10 protein-coding genes are annotated in these 12,229 nt (G+C 36.8%); all 10 read right to left on the minus strand.

Annotated features, from left to right (window positions below):
* The 10 genes from NZ698_RS10700 to NZ698_RS10745 all read right to left on the minus strand — a co-directional run bounded on the left by NZ698_RS10700 (position 1) and on the right by NZ698_RS10745 (position 12,172).
* A complete protein-coding gene (locus tag NZ698_RS10700; protein ID WP_263003098.1) occupies positions 1-708 on the minus strand; it encodes a YfgM family protein in 708 nt (235 codons plus the stop codon).
* Between the two features lie 146 nt (positions 709-854).
* On the minus strand, positions 855-1,391 hold the full coding sequence (locus tag NZ698_RS10705) for an adenine phosphoribosyltransferase (RefSeq protein WP_263003099.1): 537 nt from the start codon (positions 1,389-1,391) through the stop codon (positions 855-857).
* 3 nt (positions 1,392-1,394) lie between these two features.
* Positions 1,395-2,591, minus strand: coding sequence for a hypothetical protein (locus NZ698_RS10710; RefSeq protein WP_263003100.1), 1,197 nt, complete (start codon positions 2,589-2,591; stop codon positions 1,395-1,397).
* A gap of 51 nt (positions 2,592-2,642) precedes the next feature.
* On the minus strand, positions 2,643-3,662 hold the full coding sequence (locus NZ698_RS10715; protein ID WP_263003101.1) for a hypothetical protein: 1,020 nt from the start codon (positions 3,660-3,662) through the stop codon (positions 2,643-2,645).
* Between the two features lie 133 nt (positions 3,663-3,795).
* The gene (locus NZ698_RS10720) at positions 3,796-5,127 is read right to left on the minus strand and encodes a quinol:cytochrome C oxidoreductase (protein WP_263003102.1); all 1,332 of its coding nucleotides are present in this window, start codon (positions 5,125-5,127) and stop codon (positions 3,796-3,798) included.
* An 8-nt stretch (positions 5,128-5,135) separates the two neighbouring features.
* Positions 5,136-5,825, minus strand: coding sequence for a c-type cytochrome (locus NZ698_RS10725; protein ID WP_263003103.1), 690 nt, complete (start codon positions 5,823-5,825; stop codon positions 5,136-5,138).
* Complete coding sequence (locus NZ698_RS10730) at positions 5,818-6,339, minus strand: DUF3341 domain-containing protein (protein ID WP_047443227.1); 522 nt, start codon at positions 6,337-6,339, stop codon at positions 5,818-5,820. Before NZ698_RS10730 ends, NZ698_RS10725 begins: the two co-directional genes overlap by 8 nt.
* Positions 6,326-7,723: an NrfD/PsrC family molybdoenzyme membrane anchor subunit gene (gene nrfD / locus NZ698_RS10735; RefSeq protein ID WP_263003104.1), complete on the minus strand. Its 1,398-nt coding sequence runs from the start codon at positions 7,721-7,723 to the stop codon at positions 6,326-6,328. Before nrfD ends, NZ698_RS10730 begins: the two co-directional genes overlap by 14 nt.
* Before the next feature lie 25 nt (positions 7,724-7,748).
* Complete coding sequence (locus NZ698_RS10740; RefSeq protein ID WP_263003105.1) at positions 7,749-10,793, minus strand: TAT-variant-translocated molybdopterin oxidoreductase; 3,045 nt, start codon at positions 10,791-10,793, stop codon at positions 7,749-7,751.
* Positions 10,794-10,816: 23 nt separating this feature from the next.
* A complete protein-coding gene (locus tag NZ698_RS10745) occupies positions 10,817-12,172 on the minus strand; it encodes a c-type cytochrome (RefSeq protein ID WP_263003106.1) in 1,356 nt (451 codons plus the stop codon).
* Positions 12,173-12,229 lie beyond the last annotated feature (57 nt).

A 12,229-nucleotide genomic window follows, 5' to 3' on the forward strand; every position in this document is an offset into this window, starting at 1 on the left:
TTAGTAATATTTAGTCATTTCAATATAAGAATCAGACATTCCGTTGTCGTAGTCCTGATATTTTTCGTCAATTGCTGCAAAATATTTTTTAGCTTCTGCATTTTTCTTCATTCCTAAAGCTACGATTCCTGCTTTTCTAGTGAAATAGTAAGTCGTGTAAGGATCGTCTGAAGCTGAAGCTGCTTTGTCTAATAACGATAAAGCTTCATCATTTTTGTTAAGTCCAGATTTTGCATCAGCCATTGCGCCATATTTCATAGCCATCAATGTTTTGTTGTCTGAAGAAAATTTATCTAAAAGATCGTAAGCTTCCTGGAATTTTCCTTCTTTAAATTTCAATAAACCTGCATTGTAAGCAGAAAGTTTACCGATTTTAGTTGAAGAATATTCGTTGTAAGTTCCTAAGTAACCCGGATTAGCAGCCGATTTTCCACCTAAAGCTTCTTTATCTTTTCCTTCGGTAAGGTTTTTTTGTGCAGCTAAATATGTTTTTACAGCTTCAGCATTCTTTGGAGCTACCACAAATTGCTGGTATCCGAAAAAGCCTAAAACTCCCAAAACTAAAACTCCAAAAGCGATGCTTAATGGTTTTTGATATTTTTCCAGGAATCTTTCTGTGTTTAAAGCCTCTCTGTCAAGATCTTTAAAAAATTCCACTGTTTCTTTACCTTCTTGCTCATTTGGAGCATTCTTACCCAATTTTGCCATAAATTCTTAAAAAATTGAACTGCAAATTTAATTGTTTCTGAGTGATTTACAAAATACTTTGCAGGTATTATTAAATGAATTGTAAATTCTTTATTTTTCCATCAATTTTTTTATGATTTAAATAAAAGAATTAATGATTTTAAATCTTAGTATTCTAAAGTATGATAAATTTCCGCATCAAATTTCTTGAGCTTTTCTTTGCCATTTAAATCTTTTAAACCAATCAAAAAACTAAACTGAACAATTTCTGCTCCTTGTTTTTCAACCAATTTTGCTGCAGCTTCTGTAGTTCCGCCTGTTGCTAAAAGATCATCATGTATTAAGATTTTCTGACCTTTTTTAATTTGACCTTCACGGGTTTCAATTTCTGCGCTTCCATATTCCAAATCGTATTTTTCTGAAATGACAGGTGGTGGAAGTTTTCCTTTTTTTCTGATTAAAATAAATGGAACATCCAAAGCAACAGCGATAGCAATTCCGAAAAGATAACCACGGCTTTCAATTCCACAAACCGCATCTACTTTTCCTTTGCTGAATTTTACCAGATCTTCAATAACTTCTACATACAGTTTTGGATCTAAAAAAATCGGAGAAATATCTTTAAACTGAATTCCGGGAATCGGAAAGTCAGCTATATTTTCTATGGTTTCGTTGAGTTTTCTGATCAGTTCCTGTGAAGCCATCGATTATGGATTTATCTTATAGCTTGAAATTTTCCATTCACCGTTGACACTTTTCAGTCCGAAAGTCGCTTTTAGAGAAGTTGTCCTTCCGTTCTTATCCGTCACGTCGTATGTTGCATTTACGCTTGCAGCATTTGGATTTGTAGCATTGGTCGTAATGTTTTTAACACTTACATTTTTGACAGCTCCAAAACCAGAAGTCGGGTTTGAAAATGACTCATAACTTCCCCAACTTGGATTGCTAGAAGAATCAAATGCAGCCTTTAAATTTTGTGAGCTAACGTTATTTAAAAATTTGCTTACTGTACTTTTAGGATCAGCCGTTGGCTGCTTTGGTTGAGTCGGAGTTGTTGTAGCATTCGGATCTGTGACAGTTCCCGTAGTTGTCCCTGTAGGATTATTTGGATCAATTACCGCATTCGGATCCTGAACCACCATTGTAGAATCTGTTTTAGGAACTTCAGGTACTTTCAAAGCGGAAGGATTTACATCCAAACCAATTTTAGACATTTTGAAAGTTTTTGCTGTAGTTTTTACAGAAACTGTGATGTCAATTTTGTTGTCAACAATTTTTGATGCTAATAAAGAAGAAAATTTAAGGTTAAATCCTCTGAAATTATTATCCTGCATCAAATTTTTCGCGGTTGAAAGTTTTACACCATTACTGAAAACCTCTAAAGTTGTTTCTAAACCTGCACCCGTAAAAGCAATTGGTTTTCCTGCATTGTCAACCAATCTCGGAATGATCTGCATCGAAGTTGCGCCATATCCTGCATCTCCGGTTAACTGTGTTGCTATGCTTAAAGAGCTTGCGCGTACATCGTTGGGATCGCTTTCTTTTGCAGTTTCATCACCGAAGATATTCATTTCTCCTAAAGATGGTGGAGCAGTACTTGCCCATTCAATACCATTTTTCTGTGCAACCTGATCTGCCAATGATAAAATTTCCGGAACTTTTTTTCCGTTGATTAACTGTCCGAGAGCTTTCAGTTCATTGACGTCACCTTCGGCTTCTACACCAAAAGTTTTTAAAATATATAACGCTTCATTAAATTTGATCTGCTCAATAGTTGTAAGACTTGAGGCCATATCATTGATGCTCGTCTGCAAAGTCTGGGTACTTGTAGCATCAACATGATCTTTCTTACAAGCTGTAAAAAGAAGTAAACTAAAAATAAGTAGAAAACTTAGCTTTTTCATTTGTTTATGGTTTGATGCAAATTTAGTAAAACCTTTATTAATACTGATTTTTTATTTTTTGTTTTCTTTTTCCTTTAAATCTTCTTTGAAGAACGAACTGAAAATGGTCTGCATATTCGGGAAAGCAGAGTCTTGCCAATAGTTGGTTTTGTAGTTGCTAATGTCTTTGTTTAATTTAACTTTTCCTTCCACATCATTGTCGTCACTGAAATCTAATTCTGTAGGATAAAAATTTTTGTAAGAGATAATTTGATTATAATCCGGTTCGCTCTTATGTTTAAATTTAACGTAACCAATCTCGTTTGATTCTAGGAAATCTCTCAAAGTTTTTTTTGAGCCTTTTTCATAAGAGTGGTTAATTAAAGCTTTTATATCATACAGTCTGTAACCAAATATTGCCATTTCTTTTTCCTGTAAAGCGCTTCCGCTGATTTCTATTTCGTCTTTTGTATTTCCTTTAAGCTCTTTTATGGTTGCTTTTCTACTTTTAAACTCATCGATATTTCCGACGTCTTTCAAAGGTGGCAGATCTAAAAACGTATTATAATCTAAAGATCCTGTCTGTTTTCTGTTGGTAGAAGGGTTTTCAAGTCTGAAGATTCTATATTGCTCTATGTTTGCACTTTTTACCTTTTTAGTTTTATTATCGAAAACATAAGTAGCTATGCCGTCAACGTAACAATTTAGTTTACCATTTACCGTTACGTAAGCATTAAAGTTTCCTTTTATCAAGGCGTATTTTGCCGGTTTATTGTTTTTGATGACAACAGCCTCAATGTCTTTTACTCTGTCGTTTAATTTAACAACATCTTTATCTAATTCTGCATAAGAAAATGTTCCGAGTGATAAATTTTCATATACCAGTTGAAATTTTTCTTGGGAAGGAGTCAAAGTTTTTCTTTCTATTTTTCCATCGATATCGGAATACGCAACGATGCTCCCATCTTTTCCAAACACTGAAACTTTTGGAAGAGGCTGATTTGTTTTTTCAGAAAGAAAAGTTGTGGATTGTGCATTGAAAAAGTTTAGTAACAGTACAAAGAAAAGCGAGAGCAATTGAGTTTTTTTCATGGTTTATAATTTAAGTTAAAAGTCTAATCTATTTATAAAGACAACTTAATTTTGAAAAGGTTGCCTTAAAAGACAAAAAAAAGACTGATTTATAATAAATCAGTCTTTTAAAGTTTTATTTTGTTACAAGCCCTTAGAAAGGATACTCATAAATTTCAGATTCGTGAAGGAAAGGGTTTCCTGTCGGAATTAGTTTCAATTTAGCTAATGCAGACATTACTGTGAAGATAAATAATCCTACTACAAATAATACAGCACCTAATACTAATAAAAGTACTTCAGGAGTATTCCAGAATGGACCAACTGTTCCCGGCATTACCATATTGAAGTAATCTAAAAGGTGACCTAAGATTACAACAATTGCCATAGTAGTAACCACTTTGTAATTTCTCTTGATACTTGAACTTACCAAAACCAATAAAGGTAATAAGAAGTTGATGATCAACATTGGTAAGAATGTAACTCCGTAGTGTTGGAATCTTCCGAAGAAGTAATTTACCTCTTCCGGTACGTTTGCATACCAATATAACATAAACTGAGCAAACCATGTGTACGTCCAAAGCATACTTGTAGCGAAAAGGAAAACTCCTAAATCATGCAAGTGGTTGTCATTGAACTGCGGCAAGAATCCGTTTTTCTTAAGATAAACACTAAGTAAAATAATTACAGCGATACCACTTGAAAGACAACTAACCATTGAATACCAGATGTACATTGTAGAATACCAGTGAGGGTCAATAGACATCAACCAATCCCATGCCCAAGCTGCAGATGCAAACCCGAAGAATGCAATATATCCTACTGCCCATCTGTAAAGGAACTGATACTCAACCAAAGATTTTGTATCATCTACTTTTTTAGATTGAGCTTTCAATTTCCAAGCGAAGAAAGATGCTCCGATTACATAGATCAAAGTTCTGATTGCATAGAAAGGAATATTTAAGAATCTTTTCTTTTCAAATAAGATCACATCGAAATGAGCAGAATTTGGATCTGTCAAATCCGGATCCATCCAGTGGAATAGGTGACCTTGGTGAAAGATATTTAATAACATTAATATTACTAAAATTGCTCCACCGTAAGGAATATAAGAAGCAATAGCTTCCATTACTCTTGTAATAATAATTGGCCATCCTGCGTGAGCTGCGTGCTGAATACAGTAGAAAAACAATACCGCACAACTTACTCCGAAAAAGAATACTGCTACAAAATGAATTGCTGCTAAAGGTTGGTTGTGAACCTGCATTGTAGCATGTTCAAGATGTGAAGCATGATCCTGAGGTCCAATCATCTCACTAGAGTGAGTAGGTGCGTCGTGACCTGAAGAATGAACTGCCTCCATCATATGCTCTATTTTTTCTGCAGTTAATCCGTGATTAAGGAAATAACCGATTCCAAATAGAACTAAACCTACAACAAGAAGTATGATAGAAGTTGATTTTAATTTTGGTGAAAAACTATACATTTCTTTTCTTATTTTTTAGTTGCGGTAGAATCTGTTTTTGCTGCTGCTGTAGCTGAGGCTGCTGCTGGTGCGCCTTTTTTAAAAGCGTTGATCACATACATTGCAACTCTCCATCTGTCTCCAGCGTTCAATTGTCCTGCATAAGAACCCATTGCATTTCTACCGTTTGTTAATACATAATGTACAGAACCTACAGTGATTTCTCTGTCTGCATAATTTGGTACACCTGAGTATGCGCCGCTTTGAACGATAGGACCTTGTCCGTCACCACCAGTTCCGTGGCACGCTGAACAAGTACGGTCAAATAACATTTTACCTCTTTCGATATCTTTCGCAGCATTAGCTGGATTTAATGGAGAAGAAGTTAATGATTTTGAAGCATCATAACCTGCGTTATATTCATCCGGATTTTTTGGAAGTTTACTTTCTTCAAAAACACCGTCTTTATTTTGAGCTACAGAACCTTCTACGGGAGCAAGACCTGTTGCATAGCTATTATTAGCAAATGCAGGAATCTCATTTTCGTGATCTGAATAAGCTATTTCAGCTTTCATCAAAGGATCGTAAGCTACCGGAAAGTACATATCCGGGAAATATACCAATGGTGTATTTTCTTTCGGTCCGCAAGAATTAAGTAAAACTGACGCTAAACCTAAAACTGCTGTAATTTTTAGTACATTCTTTTTCATTTTAAGCATCTTTAACAGTTATTTCTTCAACTCCCGTGTCAACAAGCAGCTGCTTAATAGATTCTACATCTTCAGTAATAAATTCCATCATGAATTTATCATCTGTAGTTCTTGGGTCTGGGTTCTGAGCCGGAGCACCAGGATACATTTTGTTTCTAACCAAGAAAGTTAAAGACATCATGTGTGCTGCACAGAATACCATTAATTCAAACATTGGAACTACGAATGCAGGCATATTGTGAGCCCAGTCAAAAGCTGGTTTACCACCAATATTCTGAGGCCAGTCATGATTCATTACGTACCAAGTAACTGTTGCGCCAATACTCACACCATATAAAGCGTAGATAAATGCAGCATCAGAAATTCTTGTTTTCTTTAAACCTAAAGCTTTATCTAGCCCGTGAACCGGGAATGGAGTATAAACTTCGTTTATTGCGATTCCTTTATCGTTGAATGCTTTAACTCCGTTCATTAGATCGTCGTCATCAGCATAAAGTCCGTATACAATTTTAGTGGTGCTCATCTCCTTCTTTTGCTTTATAAGTTTCACCTGAGATTTTCAAAATCGATTTTAATTCGGCCTGTGCAATTACAGGGAATGTTCTTGCGTATAATAAGAATAATACAGAGAAGAATCCGATTGTACCTAAATATACACCTACGTCGATAATGGTTGGCTTAAACATCGTCCAAGAACCAGGCAAGTAATCTCTTGAAAGGTTGATAACGATAATGTCAAAACGCTCAAACCACATACCGATGTTGATGATTAGTGCAACGATGAACGTCCAGATAATATTCGTTCTAAGTCTCTTGAACCAGAATGAAGCAGGAATTACAAGGTTACAGATAATCAATGACCAGAAAGCCCACCAGTAAGGTCCTGTAGCAGCACCTGGAGAAAGATAAGTAAAGTCTTCATATCTTGAACCAGAGTACCATCCTATGAAATATTCAGTTGCATAAGCTACTGTTACCATACCACCAGTTAAGATGATTACGATGTTCATAATTTCGATATGATACATTGTGATGTAATCTTCTAAGTGACAAACTTTTCTAGCGATCAACAATAGTGTTTGTACCATTGCAAATCCTGAGAAGATTGCTCCTGCAACAAAGTAAGGAGGATAGATCGTAGAGTGCCATCCTTTAATTACTGACGTAGCAAAGTCAAAAGATACCGTCGTGTGTACCGAGAATACAAGTGGAGTAGCCAAACCTGCAAGAACCAGAGATAATTCTTCGAATCTCTGCCAGTGTTTTGCTTTACCTCCCCAACCGAAGGCTAAGAATGTATAAATTTTTCTTGTCCAAGGAGTTTTTGCTCTGTCTCTGATCATTGCAAAGTCAGGAATCAATCCCATAAACCAGAATACAGTTGATACTGAGAAATACGTAGAGATTGCAAATACGTCCCAAAGTAGAGGAGAGTTAAAGTTCCCCCAAAGAGAACCAAACTGGTTAGGAAGAGGGAATACCCAATATCCTACCCAAACTCTACCCATGTGGATAACCGGGAAGATTGCTGCCTGTACAACTGCGAAGATTGTCATCGCTTCCGCAGAACGGTTTACAGACATTCTCCAACGTTGTCTAAATAATAATAATACTGCGGAGATAAGAGTTCCGGCGTGACCGATACCTACCCACCAGACGAAGTTGGTAATATCCCAACCCCAGTTAATAGTTCTGTTAAGCCCCCATGCTCCAATACCTGTCCCGATAGTGTAGGCGATACAGCCGAATCCGTAGATGAATAGAACTAAGGCTGCATATAGTGATACCCACCATAATTTTCCTGCTCTTTCTTCGATAGGTCGTGCAATATCTTCTGTGATATCGTGATAAGTTTTGTGACCAATAATCAGAGGTTCCCTTATCGGAGCTTCGTAATGTCCTGACATTTTATACCTATTTATTATTTAAACTTTAATTTTCTACTCTGTTTCTTACTTTAGCATGATAGAACACGTTTGGTTTTGTTCCTATCTCTTCAAGTAAATGATATCTTCTGTTGCTAGAATACAATTCTCTTACTTCAGATTCTTTGTCATTCATGTCTCCAAACATCAGTGATCCTGTTGAACAAGCCGAAGCACAAGCTACTGAATTTTTAAATTCATTATCCGTTACTTTTCTGTTTTCCTTCTTAGCATTTAAGATGGTAGCCTGAGTCTGTTGGATACACATTGAACATTTCTCCATCACCCCTCTTGTTCTTACAACAACATCCGGGTTCAATACCATTCTTCCTAAATCGTTATTTTGATTAAAATCAAAACGGTCATTTAAGTTATATGTAAACCAATTGAAACGTCTTACTTTGTATGGACAGTTGTTTGCACAATATCTCGTACCGATACATCTGTTGTAAGCCATGTGGTTCTGACCCTGCTTACCATGAGAAGTAGCCGCTACCGGACATACTGTTTCACAAGGAGCGTGGTTACAGTGCTGACACATTACCGGCTGGAAGATCACATCTGGACTTTCATTCGGTTCAATTAAAATGTCATATAACTGAGGAACATTTAAGCCTCTTTCAACACCTTCTTTAGTCTCGATTTTTTCTTTTGCAGAATAGTAACGGTCGATTCTCAACCAATACATATCTCTAGACATTCTGATCTCTTCTTTACCAACAACTGGAACGTTGTTTTCTGCCTGACAAGCAATAATACATGCTCCACAACCAGTACAAGAGTTCAAGTCAACAGATAAGTTAAAGTGAGGACCGTCTGTATCATCAAATGCATCCCAAAGGTCAATTTTACCTGCTGGTAACGCACCGCTGATCGTATGATACTCCAATGGCTTGTTCCATCCGTGGTGTTCGTCATCAAATGCTACATTTAAATATTCCTTCAAAGGAACTTCTTTAGCAATATCATAACGACCCATTAGAGTGTTTTGAAGCTGGATACCTGCAAATTCGTGGCTTTCTCCAGTTTTATCTATTTTAACATTAGAAATTACAAGATTAGAACCATCAAATAAAGGATAAGCATTTACCCCAGTATCTGCAGTTGCTCCTGAATCCTTTTTACCGTAACCAAGCGCAAGACCTACTGATCCGTCTGCCTGTCCCGGCTGAATAAATACAGGAACGTTTTCTATAGTTACTCCGTTTACAGTAAGATTAACAATAGATCCGTCTAACTGCATTCTTGCATTCAGGTCGTTTTCTATTTCTAATCTTTGAGCATCTTTCGGAGAAATTGTCAAGTAGTTATCCCAAGACATTCTTGTCAACGGATCTGGTAATTCCTGCAACCAAGGGTTGTTTGCCTGAGTTCCGTCACCTATTGAAGTCTTCGTATATAAAACTAATTCTAAATCTGATGCTTTAAAGTTTCCTAATTCAGCAACAGCCTGTGCAGCGTTTCCGCCAGCGTAAGATAAAGTAGTTGCATTAGCAGAAGCTACAATACCGTTATATAAAGCTTTGTTGAATGAAGTTCCACCTAAAACAGAAGCTGAATTCGCTTTTAAATAATCGTAATAGTTGTTTGCTGCGTTGTTCTTTCCGTTTTTCCAAACCAATAGAGATTCTTCGATCTGTCTTGATTTGTAAATTTTCTGGATCGTTGGCTGCATCAATGAATAAACTCCAGACTGAGGCTCAATATCGCCCCAAGATTCTAGCCAGTTAGCTACCGGAATTACAGCTTTCGCTGCCTTATACATTTCGTTTTTCTTGTCTGCAACAGCAATAACGTAAGGAACTTTAGTCAAAGATTTTTTGAAATCCTGTCCTTTGTGGTGAGAATAAATTGGGTCAACATTGTTTGTGATTAAAACACCAACCTGTCCACCATTCACCCATCCTAAAAATTCCTGGAATCTTGCTTTGTCAAATTCTTTTAGGAAGTTTGCTTTACCAGTGAAAGCTATTGAACCTAATTTTTGGTTGATTAAGTGAGCTAAAACCTGAGCACCTTTAGAACCGTCAGCGAAAACAACAGCTTTGCTGCCTTTTGCTGCCAATTCTTTAGCCAGCTCATTAGCTAATTTATCTGAAGAGCCACCTCCAACAATTGCGTTATAAACTTCAACCAAAGTTTTGTTTACAGCACTTGGCTTTAATCTGTATCTTGAATCTGCATTAGCACCAGTTAAAGACATGTTTGATTCCACTTGGATGTGTCTCAACATGTTTGCTCCCGGCTTTCTTGCTGCAGCGTAAGAGGTTTCTAAACTTGCTGCATTGTATTCTCCTAAGAAATCTGCCTGAAAAGCAACCACCAACTCAGAAGTTGTAAGATCATAAACAGGTAAAGCTCTCTGTCCGAATACTTCCTGTGCAGCATCCAAAGAAGCAGCGTAAGGAATTGCATCATAAGTTACCAGTTCAGCGGTAGGATATTTAGCTTTAAATTCAGCAAATAATTTTTTGAATGTAGGCGAAGCAAAAGAGTGAGATAATAAAACAATTCTTTTACCTGAAGCTTTAGCTTCTTCTAAACCTTTGATTACATAATCATCTACTTTATCGAAAGTTTCGTCTTTACCTTCAAACTTAGGCTGCTTTACTTTATCGTTATCATACAGAGAAAGTACACTTGCCTGAGCTCTTGCGTTAGTTTTACCTAAATCACCTGCTGCCGGGTTCGGATCAATTTTGATTGGTCTTCCTTCTCTGGTTTTCACTAAAACGCTTGCGAAATCGAAACCGTCAAAATATGTTGAAGCGTAATAGTTAGGAACTCCCGGAATAATATCATGCGGCTTTACCACATAAGGAATTGTTTTGATTACCGGTGCCTCACAAGCTGCTAAAGTAACTGCTGCAGTAGAGAAACCTAATAACTTCAAGAAATCTCTTCTTGTTGTACTAGCGTCGCTTTTTTCAGCATCACCTAAGAAATCTTCTACCGGAATTTCTTCTTGGAACTCTTTAAGAGCCAGCTTACCGTTTAGGGAAGGGTCTTTAAGTTCGTGAATACTTCTAAATTGTATTTTGTTTGAAGCCATTTATACTTCTGATTTTTTAGTTATTAATAATGACATTTACCACACTCAAGACCTCCAATTGCATCTACAGTAATCTTACCACCGTCTTGAGGGTATTGCTTTTTAAGCTTTTCGTGTAGATTTTTGAAGTATTCTTTATTATAACCGTTGTTCATATCAATTTCAGTTGTTCTGTGACATTCGATACACCATCCCATGGTGAAGTCGTTTGCCATTTGTACCACATTCATTGTATCAATTTTTCCGTGACATGCCTTACATACAACATCAATTTTGTTGTCAGGATTCTTTTTATTGAAAGAATTGATGATCGCCTGTTCACCTGCTACAACGTGTTGTGAGTGGTTGAAGTAAACGAAATCCGGCATGTTGTGAATTCTTGTCCATTCTACGGGAGATGTTTTACCTGTGTACTGTTGTTTTTCAGAATCCCAACCAGTATGCTCATAAATCTTTTTGATTTCGCCGTCATAGAATGCTTTGTCTTTTCCTGGCTCAATATATTTACCGTTATATTCAGAAATTGTTCTGTGACAGTTCATACAAACGTTCATAGAAGGGATTTCAGAAACCTTACCGTACTTAGCACTTGAGTGACACAATTGACAGTCGATTTTGTTTTCGCCAGCGTGAATTTTGTGAGAGAAATAGATAGGTTGTTCAGGCTTGTACCCTTTGTAAACACCGATCCACATCACCCAGTTCCAAACACCATAAGTCGCTAATATAGCCAAAACGGCCAAAAGACCTTTACCGATATAGTGGTATTTCTCATAGATTTCACTGAAAGATTTTACTCTGCTTTCGTTAAGCCCAGCCAAATCCTCAGATTGACCCATTTTTACAAGCTGTCTTAGTTTGATTAAGATCCAAACCAATAAACCGGCAATTGCCAAAAGTGAGATGATTACAATACTTGAAGTTGTGTTGTTTGCAGGTGCGGCTGTCGTTTCTGTACCGGGTGCTGCTTCTGCAGTTTTTTCCGGTTCTGGAGCCGGAGGATTAGATGTAAAAGCTAAAATATCGTCAATATCCTTATCTGCAAGATTAGGAAAGAGCTGCATTTCAGTCTTGTTGAATTTTTCAAATACTTCATTGGCGTATTTGTCACCAGAAGCTCTTAGTTCCTTGTTGTTTTTAATCCACTTGTGAAGCCAAGCTGTATCCAGTCCCTGCTCAGACTTAAGTCTTTCTACCACACCTTTCAATGCCGGTCCTACAACTTGTTTGTCTAAAGCGTGACATGCTGTACAATTTGCCTTAAAAAGTTTCTCGCCATTTTTAGGATCGCCGTCTTGCCCGTAAATTGAAGCACTTGTTGATAGCAATAAACCTATCGCAATCAGCCCTTTTTTATAATGCTTTCTCCAACTAATCATTTAAATTATCTTATGTTAGTAAATATTGAAACTGTAATCAATCCCGCAAAAATAATA

It is taken from the genome of Chryseobacterium edaphi (assembly GCF_025628985.1).
Taxonomy (GTDB): Bacteria; Bacteroidota; Bacteroidia; order Flavobacteriales; family Weeksellaceae; genus Chryseobacterium; species Chryseobacterium edaphi.

Bases quoted from the DNA above. Each gene is read 5' to 3' on its own strand.
- NZ698_RS10700 (WP_263003098.1), bottom strand. From the start codon at position 708: ATGGCAAAATTGGGTAAGAATGCTCCAAATGAGCAAGAAGGTAAAGAA.
- NZ698_RS10705 (WP_263003099.1), bottom strand. From the start codon at position 1,391: ATGGCTTCACAGGAACTGATCAGAAAACTCAACGAAACCATAGAAAAT.
- NZ698_RS10710 (WP_263003100.1), bottom strand. From the start codon at position 2,591: ATGAAAAAGCTAAGTTTTCTACTTATTTTTAGTTTACTTCTTTTTACA.
- NZ698_RS10715 (WP_263003101.1), bottom strand. From the start codon at position 3,662: ATGAAAAAAACTCAATTGCTCTCGCTTTTCTTTGTACTGTTACTAAAC.
- NZ698_RS10720 (WP_263003102.1), bottom strand. From the start codon at position 5,127: ATGTATAGTTTTTCACCAAAATTAAAATCAACTTCTATCATACTTCTT.
- NZ698_RS10725 (WP_263003103.1), bottom strand. From the start codon at position 5,825: ATGCTTAAAATGAAAAAGAATGTACTAAAAATTACAGCAGTTTTAGGT.
- NZ698_RS10730 (WP_047443227.1), bottom strand. From the start codon at position 6,339: ATGAGCACCACTAAAATTGTATACGGACTTTATGCTGATGACGACGAT.
- nrfD (WP_263003104.1), bottom strand. From the start codon at position 7,723: ATGTCAGGACATTACGAAGCTCCGATAAGGGAACCTCTGATTATTGGT.
- NZ698_RS10740 (WP_263003105.1), bottom strand. From the start codon at position 10,793: ATGGCTTCAAACAAAATACAATTTAGAAGTATTCACGAACTTAAAGAC.
- NZ698_RS10745 (WP_263003106.1), bottom strand. From the start codon at position 12,172: ATGATTAGTTGGAGAAAGCATTATAAAAAAGGGCTGATTGCGATAGGT.